Source organism: Pandoraea anhela (assembly GCF_902459655.1).
Lineage (GTDB): Bacteria > Pseudomonadota > Gammaproteobacteria > Burkholderiales > Burkholderiaceae > Pandoraea > Pandoraea anhela.
Map to the genome: position 1 here is coordinate 45,548 of NZ_CABPSB010000015.1, position 17,673 is coordinate 63,220.

The following is a 17,673-nucleotide window of genomic DNA, read 5'->3' on the forward strand; positions in this document are numbered from 1 at the left end:
GATCATGGCCCAGACGCCGATGTCTCCCACACCGCCCGCCGTCCATTCTTCCGGCAACACCGCCGCAACTGCGCCCAGACCCCCGAGACAGCCGAGCGCTTGGCAATTGATCCGCCCGTACTGGGTGTCGGACAAGCGCTGGGAAGGGCGTCGCCTGCTCGCGCTCGTCATCGCGCTGAATCTCGCGGTCGTGTTCATCAACGTGCGGCTCAACGCATGGAACGCCGGTTTCTACGACGCGCTCGACAAACGCGACTGGCCCGTCTTCAAGTCGTCGCTCGCCGAGTTTGCCGTGCTGGCGTTCAGCTTCATCGTCATCGCGACGTTTCGCACCTACTTTCGTCAGATGCTCGAGATCCGCTGGCGTCAATGGGTCACGGACGCCAACCTCACCAAGTGGTTCGCCCATCAGGCCTATTACCGCATCGAGCGCGATCATCTCGCCGACAACCCCGACCAGCGCATTTCCGAAGACATCCGCACGCTCGTCAGTTCGTCGCTCGCGCTGTCGCTGGATTTGCTGACGACGCTGGTCTCGCTGTTCTCCTTCATCACCATTCTCTGGACGATTTCCGGGGCGCTGACGTTCGCGCTCGGCGGCATGAACATCACGATCCCGGGCTACATGGTGTGGGTCGCAGCGCTGTACGCGCTGGTCGGTTCGTTCTTCATCTTCAAGGTCGGCCGCCCGCTCGTCGGTCTGAGCTATCGTCAGCAGCAGGTCGAGGCCGACTTCCGTTTCCTGCTGATGCGCCTGCGCGAATCGGCCGAGCAGGTCGCGCTTTATCGTGGCGAAGGCGCGGAGTTGTCGCGCCTGAAATCGGCGTTCGGCGCGGTGCGCGACAACTGGTGGCAGATCATGGTCGTGACCAAGCGCCTGATCTTCGCGAACTCGATTTACGCGCAGATCGCCATCGTGTTCCCGATCATGGCCGCCGCGCCGCGTTACTTTGCAGGCGCTTTCACGCTGGGTGTGCTGATGCGGATCATCGACGCCTTCGGTCAGGTGAGCGACGGCTTCTCGTGGTTCGTGAACAGTTTCCAGACGCTGGCCGACTGGAAGGCGACGATCAACCGTCTGCGCGAATTCACGCGCGTGATCGACGAAGCGCCGCAAACCGTGCGGGACGGCGGCATTTCGGTCGTCACCGCGAACGATGCGCCGGCTTACATGGCCGCCGACCTGAAGCTGTCGTTACCTAACGGCATACCGCTTACGGTCGCCGGCTCGTTCGCCTTCGCGCCGGGGTCACGCTGGCTGGTTCGCGGGCGCTCCGGCTGCGGCAAGAGCACGATGCTGCGCGCGCTCGCGGGGCTTTGGCCGTTCGGCAGCGGACGTATCGAAGTTCCCGCCAACGCCCGCGTGCTCTTCCTGTCGCAGCAGAGCTATCTGCCCATCGACACGCTCAAGGCCGCGCTGGCGTTCCCTTCGTCGCCCGACGCCTTCACGGACGCCGAATGCCGCGACGCATTGCATGCCGTGAATCTGTCGCAATACAGCGACGAATTGCAAACCTCGGCCCACTGGGCACGACGCCTGTCGGGGGGTGAGCAACAGCGCCTCGCCGCCGCCCGTGCGGTGCTGCAAAAGCCGGACTATCTGTTCCTCGACGAAGCGACCAGCGCGCTCGACGTCGAGACCGAAGTCGCCGTGTACGAAGCGCTGCAAGCGCGCCTGCCGGGCACGACCATCGTCAGCGTGGCGCATCGGGAGACACTCGGCCGGTTCCATCAGCACACCATGACGTTGCCCGCCATGGGGGGCGTCGAGCCGTCGCCGGTTACAGGCGCGGTGTGAGCCGGATCGCCGCGCCCTCGTCTACCCGTCGCTTCCCAATTCGTTAACTTCATCAATAATATTGACGCGTCTGGTATTGCCTACGGGCCGTTTGGCATAATCACGAGCACCCCATCGCCGCCGCAGGCACCCCCGGGCTTATCGTGACTACCCCAGCTCTTTCGTCCGGCCAGCCGACGCTCCTCCCTACCGGACGCACCATCGTCGTCACCGGCGCCGCTTCCGGCATCGGTGCGGCCATCGCCCGCGGTCTCGCCGTGATGCCGGGCGCGTTCGCGGCGCTGCTGCGTCACACGCTTCCCGATCTGCAACGCTCGCCGTCTTCCTGCCCGGCCCTCGCGCGCGGCCGATCACCGGACGGGTGATTTATGTCGACGGCGGCCTCACGCTGCGACACCGGCAAGCCCCGGCCGCCGTCCCGATTACCCGAGTCAGACGTGGACTCAAACATCGATGCGACCCATCGAATGACAACCACGACACGTCACACACATAACGACAAGCACACGATCCACCGAGGAGTCTCCATGGCATTTTTTTCCTGGTTCAACGAACTCAACACGAAGGAACGCAAGGCGCTGTATGCGGGCTTCGGCGGCTACGCCGTCGACGCGTTCGACTTCATGATCTATTCGTTCCTGATCCCCACGCTCATCGCCGCGTGGGGCATGACGAAGGGCGAGGCCGGCATGATCGCGACCAGTTCGCTGATCTCGTCGGCCGTGGGCGGCTGGCTTGCGGGCATTCTCGCGGATCGCTACGGCCGCGTGCGCGTGCTGCAATGGACGATCGCCACGTTCTGCCTCTTCACCTTCCTCTCCGGCTTCACGAACTCGTTCTGGCAGTTGCTCGTCACGCGCACGCTGCAAGGCATCGGCTTCGGCGGCGAATGGACCGTCGTCACGATGATGATGGGCGAGATGATCCGCTCGCCGCAGCATCGCGCGAAGGCGGTCGGCACCGTACAGAGCAGTTGGTCGGTGGGCTGGGCTGCGGCGGCGTTGCTGTACTGGTTCTTCTTCGCAGTGTTCGACGAAGGCACGGCATGGCGCGCATGCTTCTGGATCGGCATCGTCCCCGCGCTGTGGATCACGTACGTGCGCCGCAACGTGTCGGACCCCGAGATCTTCACGCAGACACGCCGCAAGATCGCCGAAGGCCATTTGCAGGGTAACTTCACGCAGATCTTCGCGGGCGATCATCTGAAGACGACGATCCTCGGCAGTCTGCTGTGCACCGGCATGCTCGGCGGCTACTACGCGATCACCACGTGGCTGCCGACGTATCTGAAGACGGTGCGCGGCCTGTCGGTGTTCAACACGAGCGCGTACCTGATCGTGCTGATCGTAGGCTCGTTCGTGGGCTACATCGTCGGCGCGATTCTCTCCGACAAGCTCGGCCGCCGCGGTGCGTTCATCTTCTTCGCCGTCGCGTCGTTCGTGCTCGGCATGGTCTACACGATGCTGCCGATCACCGACAGCGCGATGCTGTTGCTCGGCTTTCCGCTGGGCATCGTCGTACAGGGCATTTTCGCGGGTATCGGTGCGTATCTGACCGAGTTGTACCCGAACCACATTCGCGGCTCCGGACAAGGCTTCTGCTACAACCTCGGGCGCGGCATCGGTTCGTTTTTCCCGATCGCCGTGGGCACGCTGGCGCAGACCGGCTCGCTCGTGAAGGCCATCGGCATGGTGGCGGGCGGCGGTTATCTGCTCGTCGTCGTGTGTGCGTTGTTGCTGCCGGAGACGCGCGGCAAGTCGCTCGTCTCGACCGACTTCGTGCATTGAGCCGGCGAGATGGCAAAACGGGACACCGGATCGAACACCAGGATCGACCGGCGTCCCGCCGCCTCACCGGATGGCCATTCGTGTAAGCCAGCCAATCCGGAACCGCTTCAGGGCGCGCCGCTTGTGTGAAACCGATGCGGCGTCGCAACCTTCGTACCCCCGCCTACACACCTGCTGCCGGCAGCTCAGGCAACGCGCCTGCATAAGGCGCTTCCGGCAATCCTTGCACGCCGCATCGTACGGCAAATACGTGACCATCGTGTTCGTTCGCATTCGCCCCCGGACGAATGGACGTGACGAAAAGCGTATCGAAGTCGCGTCCGCCGAACGCGCACATCGACGGCTTGGCGACCGGCAGCACGACCTCGCGGTCGAGCGCCCCCGCCGGCGTGAATCGCAGCAGACGACCGCCGTCGTTGGCGCATGTCCAGTAACAGCCGTCGGCATCGACGGCCGCCCCGTCGGGGCGTCCCGGATACTGGTTCATGTCGACGAACAGACGCCGGTGGCTGATCGCCCCGCTGTGCGCGTCGAAATCGAACGCCCACACGCGACGCACCGTCGGATGCGAATCGCTCAGATACATCGTGCGGCTGTCCGGCGAAAAGGCCAGACCGTTTTGCGTCACCAGTCCGTCGACGAGCGGAGCGGACAAGCGCCCCTTCTCGTCGAAGCTGAAAAGCGAACCCGCATCGCTCGCGAGCGACATGTCCGCGACCATCGTGCCCGCCCAGAAGCGCCCCTGCCGGTCGCAGCGGCCATCGTTGAAGCGCATGCCCGACGCCGGGAACGCCGGCGCGGCCAGTCGCTCCCACGCGGACGCCGCCACATGGCCCGGCGCGCCCAGCCGCACGGCGAACAGGCCGGTCTCGCACGCGGCGAGCAATGTGCCGGACGCGTCGAACGAGAAGCAGGCGACCTGTTCGGGGAACGTCCACTGACGATGCTCGCCGTCGGCGGGCGTCACACGATGCAGTTGCTTCGCGGGGATATCGACCCAGTAGAGCGCCTGCTCGTCGGCACGCCACAACGGGCTCTCGCCAACGGCATGGGGGGTCTCGCGCGACGGCTCGAGCCGCTCGATCGACGACAGACTCATGCCTTGGGCTCCATCGGCCCCATCAGCACGAACGGGCCACCCTGGAAACGTTGCGTCCAGTCGTCCATTTGCGGGTCCGGCGCTTTGGCCGGGAACAGGCCGGCGAACTCCGCGGAGCTGTCTTGCGGACGGAAGCCGAGGAACGCGGCCTTGGTGTTGTCGACCCACAGTGTCGGGTTGTTCGACACGCCGTAGATGATCGCGTGACCGACACGGTTCGTGAACAGCGAGCAACGCACGAGTTCGACGAAATCGCGATAGCTCAGGTACGTCACCATCATGCGCGGATTCTTCGGCTGCTCGAACGACGAACCGATACGCAGGCACACCGTCTCGAGACCGAAGCGGTCGAAGTAGTAGCGCGAGAGGTCCTCGCCGAAGCACTTCGAGATGCCGTACATGCCGTCGGGACGATGCGGGGCGTCGATGTCGAGCACTTCCGTCACCGGATGGAAGCCGACGGCGTGATTCGAGCTGGCGTAGACGATGCGCTTCACGCCCTGCTTCTGCGCCGCACTGTAGACGTTGTACAGGCCGAGGATGTTCGCTTGCATGATGTCGTCGAACGGCGCTTCGACGGACACCCCGCCGAGGTGCACCAGCGCGTCCACACCTTCGAGCAGCGCATGGACGGCCGCGCGATCGGCGAGGTCGACCTGCATGGCTTCCTCGTGCGGCGCCGTGTCGGTGATGGGAACGATGTCGCTCACGCGCACGATATCCGCCCATTCGGCGAGCTTGCCGCGCAGTTGTTTGCCGAGATTGCCCGCCGCGCCGGTCAGCAGAAGACGGCGGAAGGGTTTGCCGGAAGTCTGGCTCATAGTGATCCTTATTGCTCCTGATTCATCGGTAAATCGCGATGCACGCACGCCGCATGCGCGGCATGCGCATCATCGCTACAACAACACCGACGCCGCGCTGCACACCCTGGGGGGAGTGTGCGGCGCGGCGTACGTCAAATCCTGCGGCGACGACGGCGGTGACGACAACGCGGTTTCGCATCATCGCACCAGACGGTCGCGGTTCGCGCACTAGGCATTGGCCGTGCGGCTTACATCGACTCCCGCGCTCTTTTGCACCGGCGCCGGCGTGGCCGTTCCGGTGATGTGCGGCTTGACCAGCGTCCACAGAATCACCGCACCGACCAGATCGCCCAGCCCCAGCGCCACGAAGAACGGGGCGTAGCCGACGGCGGTCACGAACGTGCCGATCACCAGCGTGAAGAGCAGGTTGCCGATACCGGCGGACAGCCCCGCAAGACCGGTGACGGTCGCCACTTCGTTGCGCGGGAACAGATCGGCCGACATCGAAATCACGGTAACGGACAACGTCTGGTGCGCGAAACCGCCGAGGCACAACAGGAAGATCGCCATCATCGGATCTTTGACGAAGCCCACGCCGCACATCGCCGTCATGACGAGCGCGCCGATGGTGAACACAACACGCTTGCCGTTGAAGATGGTGATCTTGAAATGCTTGTTCAGCCAGACGGACACGGTGCCGCCCATGAGGCAGCCGATATCGGCGGCGACGAACGGCAGCCAGGCCGTGGCCGCGATCGTCTTCAGATCGAAGCCGCGCGCCTGATTGAGGTACAGCGGCATCCAGAACACGATCGTGCCCCACACCGGATCCGCGAAGAAGCGCGGCAGCGCGATGCCCCAGAAGTTGCGCTGGCGCAGGATCGAGACGAGGTTCGGCTTGCGGGCGTCGGCAACGGCGTCGACGACGCGGCCTTCATTGATGTACGCCGACTCGGCATCCGTGAGCGCCGGGTGGTCGGTCGGGTGACGGTAGAACATGAACCACAGCACGCCCCACACAAGTCCCAGCGCGCCGGCGATCACAAACGCCGTCTCCCAGTTGTAACGCAGAATCGACCACGCGATGAGCGGCGGCGCGAGAATCGCCCCGATCGACGTCCCGATGTTGAAGATGCCGGCCGCGAGCGCACGCTCCTTCGTCGGGAACCAGAACGCAGCGGCACGCATGCCCGCCGGGATGAACGACGCTTCTGCCAGCCCCAGCAGGCCGCGCAACACGAACAGCCCGACCCAGCCGTCGGCCAGACCGTGCAACATGCACACCACCGACCACATCACGCCGCAAATCAGAAAGCCCATGCGCAGGCCGATGCGGTCCATCAGATACCCCGTGATGGGCGCGCCGATCGGGTAAAGCACGAGGAAAGCGCCCGTGATCCAGCCGTACTGCTGGGTCGTGATGTGGAGATCCTTCATCACCGTGGGGGCCGCAACGGCAAGCGAGCTGCGCGCGAGGTAGTTCATGACCGTGCCGAGCGTCAGCAGTCCGATCATCCACCAGCGCAGGCCTTTGATCTTCAGTGCCATGATGGTTGTCTCTCCGTGGATATTTTTATGGCAAGCGATTTGGCTCGCTTGGAGAGGCATCCTACGTGAGACGATGTACGATGACAATGCCCGATGCGACAGTTTACGGATAATCCCTAGTCTTTCGGACGGTTGGTGGCATCATCACCTAAAGCCTTGTCGTAACTGAAGTTTACATATGTTGGGAGAGTTTCACCCTGGGCAAACGGTCAACAATCACACCTTGTTGTCTGACGTCTTATATTTAGCAACCTATAGAATTTCGCCAGCCGTCCGTTGCGCAGGGCCGTTGGCGTTGCGAGAGGAACGGGCAAGAAAAAACCGTCCGGACGTTACCATCCGGACGGCTTCTTCACAGTGACGCAGATGCCTACCTCCGCGCCCCTCCTCTCAACCTCACAACCACCCCGTATTTGTGGTTTTGGCAGGCATAACCGACGGACGCGTCGCGCCCCCGAAGGCGCGCTTCGCGACTCGACGCGATCCGGTTCGCTTTAGCGCGGCAGTTCCGAGTGCCCCATCAGGAACTCGTCCACGGCACGGGCGCACTGACGACCTTCGCGAATCGCCCACACGACCAGCGACTGGCCGCGACGCACGTCGCCGGCGGCGAAGACCTTCGGCAGGTTCGTCGTGTAGGCGCGCTCGCCTTCGGTCGACGAACGCACGTTGCCCCGCGCATCCTTGTCCACACCAAACGCGTCGAGCACCGTTTGCAGCGGCGAGACGAAACCCATCGCCAGCAGCACGAGATCGGCCTTGAGTTCGAATTCCGAGCCCGGCACTTCCTGCATCTTGCCGTCCTTCCATTCGAGACGCACCGCGATCAGCTTTTCGACCTTGCCGTTCTTGCCTTCGAAGCGCTTGGTCGCGACAGACCAGTCGCGCTCGCAGCCCTCTTCGTGGCTCGACGACGTGCGCAGCTTGGTCGGCCAGTAAGGCCATACCATCGGCTTGTTCTCCTGCTCCGGCGGCTGCGGCAGCAGTTCGAACTGCGTTACGGCCTTGGCACCATGACGATTCGACGTGCCCACGCAATCCGAACCGGTATCGCCACCGCCGATCACGATCACGTTTTTGCCGGTCGCCAGCAACTGGTTTGCCAGTTTGTCGCCGGCGTTGACCTTATTCTGCTGCGGCAGGAATTCCATCGCGAAATGAATGCCGTCGAGTTCGCGGCCGGGCACCGGCAGATCGCGCGGCTGTTCCGCGCCACCGGCGATGACCACGGCGTCGAACTGCGCCTGCAACTGCTCCGGCGAAATCGTCTCTTTGGAGAAGTTGTTGATGTGCGCGTCGGGGGCGTCCTTGCCGACATAGACGCCGGTACGGAACGTCACCCCTTCGGCTTCCATCTGGCGCATACGGCGATCGATCAGCCACTTCTCCAGCTTGAAGTCGGGAATGCCGTAACGCAGCAGGCCGCCCACGCGATCGTTCTTCTCGAACACGGTGACGTCGTGGCCGGCGCGCGCGAGTTGCTGCGCGACAGCCATGCCCGCCGGGCCGGAACCGACGACAGCGACCGTCTTGCCGGTCTTGTGCCTGGCTGGTTGCGGCTCGACCCAGCCTTCGCTCCAGGCCTTGTCGATGATCGCGTGCTCGATCGACTTGATGCCCACGGCGTCGCTGTTGATGTTCAGCGTGCAGGCCGCTTCACACGGCGCCGGGCAGATACGTCCCGTGAATTCCGGGAAGTTGTTGGTCGAGTGCAGCACCGAAATAGCCGACTTCCAGTCCTGGCGATACACCAGGTCGTTGAAGTCGGGAATGATGTTGTTGACCGGGCAACCGTTGTTGCAGAACGGAATGCCGCAATCCATGCAGCGTGCGCCCTGCACCTTTGCCTGATCGTCGGAGAGCGCGAGCACGAACTCCTTGTAGTGCTTCACGCGTGCCAGCGGTGCTTCGTACGACTCGCTCTGGCGCTCGAATTCGAGAAAACCTGTGACCTTGCCCATGTTTCTTCAGTCGGAAAGTTTTGTGGTTACCGTGCCTCGCCCGCGCGCGGCACGCCTGCGGGGCCCTCACCCCGCGTGGCGTTGCCGCGCCAGCGGACTCAGGCCGCCAGTGCTTGTTTGTCGCCCGCCTTGGCCATGTCGCCCAGCGCGCGTTTGTATTCGCTCGGGAACACCTTCACGAACTTGCGGCGTGCGCCGTCCCAGTCTTCGAGCAGCGCCTTGGCGCGCGTGGAGCCCGTGTACTGGAAGTGACGCTCGATGAGCTCGCGCAGTTGCGCCTCGTCCGTCTGGCCGCGGTGCCACAGGCCCTCGCTGACCGTACGCTCCTGCTCGCCGTGCGGCAGCACCGGATCGAGCGCGACCATCGCCGTGTTGCACTTGGCGGCGAACGTGCCGTCGAGGTCGTACACGTAAGCCACACCGCCCGACATACCGGCAGCGAAGTTACGGCCGGTCTCGCCCAGCACGACCACCGTACCGCCCGTCATGTATTCGCAACCGTGGTCGCCCGTGCCTTCCACCACTGCCGTCGCGCCCGAGTTACGCACGCAGAAACGCTCGCCGGCCACGCCGTTGAAGAACGCTTCGCCCTCGATGGCGCCGATCATCACGGTGTTGCCCACGATGATGTTGTCTTCGGCGTTGCCGCGGAAGTCGTTGGTCGGACGCACGATGATGCGCCCGCCCGACAGGCCCTTGCCAACGTAGTCGTTACCGTCGCCGACCAGATCCAGCGTGATGCCGCGTGCGAGGAACGCGCCGAAGCTCTGACCCGCCGTGCCCTTGAGCTGCACGTGGATGGTGTCTTGCGGCAGACCGTCGTGACCGTAACGCCTGGCCACTTCGCCCGAGAGCATGGCGCCGACCGTACGGTTACGGTTGCGCACCGGCTGGATGAACGAGACGTGCTCCCCCTTTTCCAGCGCCGGCAGCGCCTTCTCGATCAGCGCGTGATCGAGCGCACCGGCCAGGCCGTGGTCCTGCGTCTCGACATGCAGACGCGGCACATCGGCTTCCACTTCCGGCAGATGGAAGATGCGGCTGAAATCGAGCCCCTTCGCCTTCCAGTGCTCCACCCCGGCCTTGGTGTTGAGCAGATCGGCGCGGCCGATGAGATCGTCGAACTTCGCGATGCCCAGTTGCGCCATGATCTCGCGCACTTCCTCGGCCACGAAGAAGAAGTAATTGACGACGTGTTCCGGCTTGCCCTGGAATTTCTTGCGCAGCACCGGATCTTGCGTCGCTACGCCGACCGGGCACGTGTTCAGATGGCACTTACGCATCATGATGCAGCCCTCGACGACGAGCGGCGCCGTCGCGAAGCCGAATTCGTCCGCGCCGAGCAGTGCACCGATCACCACGTCGCGGCCGGTCTTCATCTGACCGTCGGCCTGCACGCGGATACGACCGCGCAGGCGGTTGAGCACCAGCGTTTGCTGCGTCTCCGCGAGGCCCAGTTCCCACGGCGTGCCGGCGTACTTCACCGAGGAGAGCGGCGACGCCCCCGTGCCGCCGTCATGACCGGCGATCACCACGTGATCGGCCTTGGCTTTCGCGACACCGGCAGCCACCGTGCCCACACCGACTTCCGACACGAGCTTCACCGAGATCGACGACGACGCATTCACGTTCTTCAGATCGTGAATGAGCTGCGCCAGGTCTTCGATCGAGTAGATGTCGTGGTGCGGCGGCGGCGAGATGAGGCCCACGCCCGGCACCGAGTAACGCAGCTTGCCGATGTATTCCGTCACCTTGTGACCCGGCAACTGACCGCCTTCGCCCGGCTTTGCCCCCTGCGCCATCTTGATCTGGATCTGGTCTGCGGAGACCAGATAATCGGCCGTTACGCCGAAGCGGCCGGACGCGACCTGCTTGATCTTCGAGCGCAGCGAGTCGCCGTCTTGCAGTTCGATGTCGGTCTCGATGACGTCGCGGCCCACGATCGAGGCGAGCGATTCGCCCTTCTTGATCGGAATGCCCTTGAGTTCGTTGCGATAACGACGCGGATCCTCACCACCCTCCCCCGTGTTCGACTTGCCGCCGATACGGTTCATGGCGACGGCCAGCGTGGCGTGCGCTTCGGTCGAGATCGAGCCGAGCGACATGGCGCCCGTGGCGAAGCGCTTCACGATGTCCTTGGCGGACTCGACCTGATCGAGCGGAATCGCACGCTGCGGATCGACGCGGAACTCGAACAGACCGCGCAGCGTCATGTGGCGCTTGCTCTGGTCGTTGATGAGGTTCGCGTACTCCTTGTACGTCTGGTACGAATTCGAACGGGTCGAGTGCTGGAGCTTCGCAATGGCGTCCGGCGTCCACATGTGGTCTTCGCCACGAATGCGGAACGCGTATTCGCCGCCGGCGTCGAGCATGTTCGAGAGCACCGGGTTGTCGCCGAAGGCGTCGCGATGCAGGCGCACCGCTTCCTCGGCCACCTCGAAGATGCCGATCCCGCCGACGTTCGACGCCGTGCCCTGGAAATACTTCTGAATCAGTTCCTGCGACAAACCGATCGCTTCGAAGATCTGCGCTCCCGTGTACGACATGTACGTCGAGATGCCCATCTTCGACATGACCTTGTGCAGGCCCTTGCCCACGGCCTTCACGAAGTGCTTCACCGCCTTCTCGGGCGTCAGGTCGCCGCCTTGCTTGCGCGCGATCTGCGCGAGCGTTTCCATCGCCAGGTACGGGTGAACGGCTTCCGCGCCATAGCCCGCGAGCAATGCGAAGTGGTGCACTTCACGTGCCGAACCGGTTTCCACCACCAGACCCGTGCTCGTGCGCAGACCTTGCGCAACCAGATGCTGGTGCACGGCAGACGTGGCGAGCAGCGCCGGAATGGCGACCTGTTCGCGGTTCGTCAGACGGTCCGAAACGATGAGGATGTTGTAGCCCGACTTCACCGCGTCGACGGCTTCGGCGCACAGCGACGCGAGGCGAGCTTCGATCCCTTCCTTGCCCCAGGCCACCGGGTAGCAGATGTTCAACTCGTACGAGCGGAATTTGCCGCCGGTGTACTTGTCGATGTGGCGGATCTTCGAGATTTCCTTGAAGTCCAGCACCGGCTGCGACACTTCGAGGCGCATCGGCGGGTTGATGTTGTTCGTGTCGAGCAGGTTCGGCTTCGGGCCGATGAACGACACCAGCGACATCACCATGTTTTCGCGGATCGGGTCGATCGGCGGGTTCGTCACCTGCGCGAACAGCTGGCGGAAGTAGTGATAGAGCGTCTTGTTCTTGTTGCTCATGACCGCGAGCGGGCTGTCGTTGCCCATCGAGCCCACCGCCTCTTCGCCGTTGATCGCCATCGGCGTCATCAGCACCTTCACTTCTTCCTGCGTGTAGCCGAATGCCTGCTGCAAGTCGAGCAGCGGCGTGGCCGTGTCGTGGTGCACGCCGGCTTCTTCGACCTTCGGCTCGATCTCGTCGAGCTTGATGCGCACGGCATCGATCCAGCTCTTGTACGGCTTGGCGTTCGCGAGGTTGTCCTTGAGTTCCTTGTCGTCGATGATGCGGCCCTGATCCATGTCGATCAGGAACATCTTGCCCGGTTGCAGGCGCCACTTCTTGACGATCTTCGACTCGGGGATCGGCAGCACGCCCGACTCGGAGGCCAGAATGACGACGTCGTCGTCGGTGATGACGAAGCGTGCCGGACGCAGGCCGTTACGATCGAGCGTGGCGCCGATCTGACGACCGTCGGTGAACGCGATGGCGGCGGGGCCGTCCCACGGCTCCATCATTGCGGCGTGGTACTCGTAGAACGCGCGGCGGTTCTCGTCCATGAGCGTGTGCTGTTCCCAGGCTTCCGGGATCATCATCATCACGGCGTGGGCGAGCGGGTAGCCGGCCATCGTGAGCATTTCGAGACAGTTGTCGAACGATGCCGTGTCCGACTGGCCCGGATAGATCAGCGGCCACAGTTTTTGCAGATCGTTGCCGAGCACGGCCGACGAGATCGCGCCGGTGCGGGCGTTGATCCAGTTCACGTTGCCCTTCACGGTGTTGATTTCACCGTTGTGCGCGACCATGCGGTACGGGTGCGCCAGCTCCCACGCGGGGAACGTGTTCGTCGAGAAACGCTGGTGAACGAGCGCAAGTGCCGAGACCGTGCGCGGGTCGGCCAGATCGCGGTAATAGCGGCCAACCTGATCGCACAGCAGCAGGCCCTTGTAGACGATCGTGCGCGCCGACATCGACGGCACGAAGTATTCCTTGCCGTGCTTGAGCTTGAGCGCCTGAATGCGGTGGCTTGCCGTCTTCCTGATGACGTACAGCTTACGCTCGAGGGCGTCCGTCACCATGATGTCCTGACCGCGACCGATGAAGATCTGGCGGATGACCGGCTCGGTGGCCTTCACGTTGGGCGACATCGGCATGTCGCGATCGATCGCGACATCGCGCCAGCCCAGCACGACCTGGCCTTCCGCCTTCACGGTGCGTTCGAGTTCCTGTTCGCAAGCCAGACGCGACGCATGTTCCTTCGGCAGGAAGATCATGCCCACGCCGTATTCGCCGGCGGGCGGCAGGGTCACGCCCTGCTTGGCCATCTCTTCGCGATAGAACTGGTCGGGAATCTGGAGCAGGATACCGGCGCCGTCCCCCATCAGCGGGTCGGCACCGACGGCGCCCCGGTGATCGAGGTTTTCGAGAATCTTCAGACCCTGCTCGACGATGGCGTGACTCTTCACGCCCTTGATGTGCGCCACGAAGCCGACGCCGCAGGCATCGTGTTCGTTGGCCGGGTCGTACATGCCCTGTGCGTCCGGCGCCAAGTACGCCTCACCCGGCAGCGCTGCTGCCGTCGCAATCGGTTGCTGTTTCTTTTCCACGAGTTACACCGTCTCTTGGCGAGGCCGCCGCGCGCATGCTCGTCGCGGTCGACCGGGTTAAGTGGGGTTGGCCGGGCGGGCCAGGGCTGCGGTTTCGCGCGCGTCGAAGGTGGTTCTCGGGCGTCGCCACAGAGCGCCGACTCAGCGCGCACGGTTTTCCGCATCGCACCAAACGGCCGAAGTTGGAATATACGCCATGAAATTCACAATGACAAAAGAATTTAATGGGGTCGGATTCCAATTAAAAACCGCACCAAAAGAAGGCTTGTTTTTATTGGGGTCAGATTAATTTCTCGCGATGGAGATTTGACGAAAAAATCAGTGATTTCAAAAGGTTGTCGAGTAAGGGGAGGAAGCTCGGCAGGCCGGAACCGGCCTGCCGGAAAACGGCGTCAGAGGGCGTTGGCCGGTGATTTACGAGGACGTCCCCGGGTGAGCGGGCTCACCCGGCGGTTGGCCGCGAGCGACATTCGCGCCTGATACTCGGGTCCGCCGAGCAGCCATCCCTTCTGCGTCGCTGTACGCAATGCGTCGACCTCATGCGCCGGCAGCGGGATCGAGAACCCCTCTGCGTAAGCGCGTTGACGCTCGAATGGCGTATTCCCGAGCGACCAGTAGAGCGCGTGATCCGTCACGAGACTGTCGACGCTCAGACCGACGTGATGGTTGTAACTGGACCACAGGTAGTTACCCGGAGCATCGGCCAGACCGGCACGGACGGGATTGAGTTCGACGTAGCGACTGGCGAGCAACAAATAGTGCTCCGCCTCGATCACCGTCGCGCGATACCGGCCCTCCCATAAGGTGCCGGTGCGTTGGTGACGCCGGTTGAAATAGAGCACGTAATAGCGGCCGACCGCTTGCAATGTCGCTGGCAAACTGCGCTCGTCGGCGGGGGTCGCCACCAGATGCAGATGATTCGGCATCATGCACCAGGCGTGGATCGCCAGACCATTGGCGCGCGCCGCCTCGCGCAGACGATCGTGGAAAACGCGCCGGTCTTCGTCGTCGACGAAGATGGCCTGTCGGTTATTGCCGCGCAGAATCACGTGCTGCGGCTGACGCGGAATAAAGAGTCTCGGTAATCGGGCCATGCTGATTCAAATGTAATGCTTTAGCGCTCGACATCACGATTCGCGAGAGAGATTTCGATGAAAAATCTCTTTAAATACTGATATCTAGCCAAACCCCGTTGATTCGTACAAAAGTTCTAGATCCGACGATTGCGCCGCGAAATCCCAAGCGCATAATGCATCGAAAAATAAATAAATAATCTTGGGAGGAAAGACAAATGGCATCTCGGACCTATCGGTCCGCGGCGTGCTTGCGCGCGCTCGGACTCGGCATTTCCCTGGCGTCCACCAGCGCCAGTGCACAACAGGCCGGCGACAACGTCGTCAACCTCGGCTGGTTTCACATCGCCCCGCAGGACTCCAGCAAACCCATGACCACCCGCGTCACGCAGGAAGGGCTCACCCCCGCCCTCGTGCCCTCCAACTTTACTTCACCCGGCAGCGGCGCGAAGGTCAGCAATGCCGATACGCTCGGCCTGGTCATCACGCACTTCTTCAGCGACAACATCGCGCTGCAAACGGTGGCGGGCGTTCCCGCCAAGTTCAAGCTCACCGGTCAGGGCGTGATCGCCCCGCCGGGACTCGCCGGCGCGCTCACGAGTATCGACCTCGGCGCGGCACAAAACAACCCGATCGTGCAAAGCGTGCGTCAGTGGAGCCCGGCGCTCGTACTTCAGTATTACTTCGGACAGGCCAATTCGACATGGCGTCCGTTTCTTGGGGTCGGCGTAAGTTATACGTTCTTTACGAACGTCAATCTCAATCCGAATTTTGAAGCGGCGCTGAATCAGAATTTCGGCAGTGTGCTCGCTTTTACTTCCGGACATAACGGCCCCACGACGGTCGAAGCCAAATCGTCGGCGTCGTGGCAACCGGTTTTCAATGCCGGCGTTTCTTATGCATTCGACAAGCATTGGGTCGCAAGCGCATCGGTCTCCTACCTGCCGCTCAAAACCACCGCGAACATCAAAATCAAGGCACAGGACGGCACGGTGCTCTCGTCGTCCGACGCCGAAATCAAGCTAAATCCGATTGTGACGTTCGTATCGCTCGGCTACAAGTTCTAAACCCAGCAGGCGGGACGCCGATTGCGTTCCGCTTGTTGCGGCCAGGAATATCGGACTCCGCAGTGAATTCCTAAAGCGTGCCTGACATATAAAGGCGCGTTTTTCTTTCGTCCAGCGCTTTTTCCTAGGGGCATTCCATAGGTCGATGCGTGAATACAACACCATTAGAGCGTGACCTCCAGACTCTTGCTATCCGCCACTTTGCTCGGTCGGCATAATGGCCCTGAATTTCATTTAACGAAATTCTCGACAATAAAGAATCTTGAGCAGGAGACGAATCGATGAAGTTGAAGCATTTGACGATTGCTGCCGCGGCTATGCTGACGGCATCGGGGACCGCCTTCGCACAGCAAGCCGGGGATAACGTTATCAACCTCGGTTGGTTCCATCTCTCGCCCCAGGTTTCGAGCGATCCGTTGCGTGTGACCGGTTCGAACGTTCCGGGTCTGCAAGGGCTAGCGAACAGTCGACTGGGCAACACGGGCGCGGATGTCGACGACGCAGATACGCTGGGCCTTACGCTGACGCACTTCTTCACCGACAACATCGCTGTCGAAGGCGTGTTCGGTATTCCGCCGAAGTTCCGTCTCTACGGCAAGGGCAATCTGGCATTGCCGGGTGGTGGATCGCTGGCGTCGGCCAAGCAGTGGAGCCCCGCCCTGTTGCTGAAGTATTACTTCGGTCAGGCAAACGACACGTGGCGTCCGTTCGTCGGTATCGGTGCGAGTTACTTCTTCTACTCGAACATCGACCTGACGCCGGGCTTCCAGTCGCTCGCCAGCAACGCACTGACCGGCGGTCCGGGCGGAAACACGACGGCCTCGCTGACGAACTCCTGGGCACCGGTGTTCAACGCCGGTCTGAACTGGAACGTCGACAAGCATTGGACGCTCGCTTTCTCCGTGTCTTACATCCCGGTGAGCACGACGGCCAAGCTGACGACGACGCGTGGTCCGATCACGACGACGAGCGAAGCCAAGGTGAAGCTGAACCCGGTGGTGACGTTCCTGTCGCTGGGCTACCGCTTCTAAGTCGCTGCGACTCGACGAAAGTCGCGTCAAGTTGTACCGAAAACGCCGCCTCGTGCGGCGTTTTTGCGTTTTCGGTGCTTCGTCGTCCCGCCTGTCGATGCCAAGTCAGCGCATTCCGACACCATCTTCAGCCAATCGGCTGCAACTTTCTTTTTTCGCAAACTGTCTCTCAAGGTGTACGCACGCAAGCGGGTCGCGCCATAATGGCCGCTCGCCTCAGGGTTCCACCGGCGTCGGTCTCCACGCGGATTCACCGGACGCCGCATTTCAATACCACCTCTTGGGAGTCTGAAAATGGGAATTGCCTCGAAAGCGGAAACGGCACTCAATAGCAGCCTGGAAGACGCACGTTTCGCCGGACGGCGTACGGCGCGCGCAGCACGGCTCGCGAGCGGCGATGTGTCTTCGCGTGTACGAGATCTGCTCGACGATCTGGATCACGCGCTGTCTAACGCCAAATCGGCGTCCGACGTCGAAGCGTTGCGCGCCGAGATCGGCGACAAGCTGCGTCAGGCACGCAGCGAGTTTGGCGACGCGCGCGCCAATCTGCGCCGCCGTGCCAACGAAGTCTGGGAAGAAGCGGACGGCTATGTGCACGAACGTCCGTGGCAGACCGTAGGGACCGTCGCGGCGGTCGCCCTGATCCTCGGCTTTATCGCGGGACGCAGCTAACT

Annotated in this window: 12 protein-coding genes; 6 read left to right on the plus strand and 6 right to left on the minus strand. The window is 62.7% G+C overall.

All coding sequences use genetic code 11. The features are described from left to right. Positions 1-19: 19 nt before the first annotated feature. The 3 genes from PAN31108_RS18755 (at position 20) to PAN31108_RS18765 (ending at position 3,585) form a co-directional block, all read left to right on the plus strand. On the plus strand, positions 20-1,798 hold the full coding sequence (locus PAN31108_RS18755) for an ABC transporter ATP-binding protein/permease (RefSeq protein WP_150670327.1): 1,779 nt from the start codon (positions 20-22) through the stop codon (positions 1,796-1,798). Positions 1,799-1,941: 143 nt separating this feature from the next. Beyond that, positions 1,942-2,163, plus strand: a complete 222-nt coding sequence (locus PAN31108_RS26445) for a hypothetical protein (RefSeq protein WP_174995048.1) — start codon at positions 1,942-1,944, stop codon at positions 2,161-2,163. A gap of 162 nt (positions 2,164-2,325) precedes the next feature. Continuing rightward, complete coding sequence (locus tag PAN31108_RS18765) at positions 2,326-3,585, plus strand: MFS transporter (RefSeq protein WP_150670328.1); 1,260 nt, start codon at positions 2,326-2,328, stop codon at positions 3,583-3,585. A 163-nt stretch (positions 3,586-3,748) separates the two neighbouring features. Here PAN31108_RS18765 and PAN31108_RS18770 read toward each other — a convergent pair whose 3' ends face one another. From PAN31108_RS18770 to PAN31108_RS18795, 6 genes are all read right to left on the minus strand, one after another. Then, positions 3,749-4,684, minus strand: a complete 936-nt coding sequence (locus tag PAN31108_RS18770; RefSeq protein WP_150670329.1) for an SMP-30/gluconolactonase/LRE family protein — start codon at positions 4,682-4,684, stop codon at positions 3,749-3,751. After that, positions 4,681-5,505 (minus strand): NAD-dependent epimerase/dehydratase family protein, encoded by an 825-nt coding sequence (locus tag PAN31108_RS18775; RefSeq protein ID WP_150670330.1) that lies wholly within the window; start codon positions 5,503-5,505, stop codon positions 4,681-4,683. The genes PAN31108_RS18770 and PAN31108_RS18775 overlap by 4 nt, the downstream gene beginning before the upstream one ends. A 210-nt stretch (positions 5,506-5,715) precedes the next feature. Next, entirely contained in the window at positions 5,716-7,035 is a 1,320-nt protein-coding gene (locus PAN31108_RS18780) for an MFS transporter (RefSeq protein ID WP_150670331.1), read from the minus strand. 494 nt (positions 7,036-7,529) lie between these two features. After that, complete coding sequence (locus PAN31108_RS18785) at positions 7,530-8,996, minus strand: glutamate synthase subunit beta (RefSeq protein ID WP_150670332.1); 1,467 nt, start codon at positions 8,994-8,996, stop codon at positions 7,530-7,532. Between the two features lie 98 nt (positions 8,997-9,094). Then, positions 9,095-13,828 (minus strand): glutamate synthase-related protein, encoded by a 4,734-nt coding sequence (locus PAN31108_RS18790; RefSeq protein ID WP_370819694.1) that lies wholly within the window; start codon positions 13,826-13,828, stop codon positions 9,095-9,097. 392 nt (positions 13,829-14,220) lie between these two features. Then, complete coding sequence (locus PAN31108_RS18795) at positions 14,221-14,922, minus strand: transposase (protein WP_150670333.1); 702 nt, start codon at positions 14,920-14,922, stop codon at positions 14,221-14,223. A 197-nt stretch (positions 14,923-15,119) separates the two neighbouring features. On the opposite strand from PAN31108_RS18795, the gene PAN31108_RS18800 reads away from it, so the two are divergent. From PAN31108_RS18800 to PAN31108_RS18810, 3 genes are all read left to right on the plus strand, one after another. Further along, positions 15,120-15,968 (plus strand): OmpW/AlkL family protein, encoded by an 849-nt coding sequence (locus PAN31108_RS18800; protein WP_150670334.1) that lies wholly within the window; start codon positions 15,120-15,122, stop codon positions 15,966-15,968. Positions 15,969-16,249: 281 nt separating this feature from the next. After that, on the plus strand, positions 16,250-16,999 hold the full coding sequence (locus PAN31108_RS18805; RefSeq protein ID WP_150670335.1) for an OmpW/AlkL family protein: 750 nt from the start codon (positions 16,250-16,252) through the stop codon (positions 16,997-16,999). A 294-nt stretch (positions 17,000-17,293) separates the two neighbouring features. Then, positions 17,294-17,671, plus strand: a complete 378-nt coding sequence (locus PAN31108_RS18810) for an ElaB/YgaM/YqjD family protein (RefSeq protein WP_150670336.1) — start codon at positions 17,294-17,296, stop codon at positions 17,669-17,671. The last annotated feature ends 2 nt before the right edge of the window (positions 17,672-17,673 follow it).

What these genes read in the sequence shown, in the direction of transcription:
- PAN31108_RS18800 (WP_150670334.1), top strand. Translation starts at nt 15,120, where the DNA reads ATGGCATCTCGGACCTATCGGTCCGCGGCGTGCTTGCGCGCGCTCGGA.
- PAN31108_RS18810 (WP_150670336.1), top strand. Translation starts at nt 17,294, where the DNA reads ATGGGAATTGCCTCGAAAGCGGAAACGGCACTCAATAGCAGCCTGGAA.
- PAN31108_RS18785 (WP_150670332.1), bottom strand. Translation starts at nt 8,996, where the DNA reads ATGGGCAAGGTCACAGGTTTTCTCGAATTCGAGCGCCAGAGCGAGTCG.
- PAN31108_RS18780 (WP_150670331.1), bottom strand. Translation starts at nt 7,035, where the DNA reads ATGGCACTGAAGATCAAAGGCCTGCGCTGGTGGATGATCGGACTGCTG.
- PAN31108_RS18775 (WP_150670330.1), bottom strand. Translation starts at nt 5,505, where the DNA reads ATGAGCCAGACTTCCGGCAAACCCTTCCGCCGTCTTCTGCTGACCGGC.
- PAN31108_RS18755 (WP_150670327.1), top strand. Translation starts at nt 20, where the DNA reads ATGTCTCCCACACCGCCCGCCGTCCATTCTTCCGGCAACACCGCCGCA.
- PAN31108_RS18805 (WP_150670335.1), top strand. Translation starts at nt 16,250, where the DNA reads ATGAAGTTGAAGCATTTGACGATTGCTGCCGCGGCTATGCTGACGGCA.
- PAN31108_RS18765 (WP_150670328.1), top strand. Translation starts at nt 2,326, where the DNA reads ATGGCATTTTTTTCCTGGTTCAACGAACTCAACACGAAGGAACGCAAG.
- PAN31108_RS18795 (WP_150670333.1), bottom strand. Translation starts at nt 14,922, where the DNA reads ATGGCCCGATTACCGAGACTCTTTATTCCGCGTCAGCCGCAGCACGTG.
- PAN31108_RS18770 (WP_150670329.1), bottom strand. Translation starts at nt 4,684, where the DNA reads ATGAGTCTGTCGTCGATCGAGCGGCTCGAGCCGTCGCGCGAGACCCCC.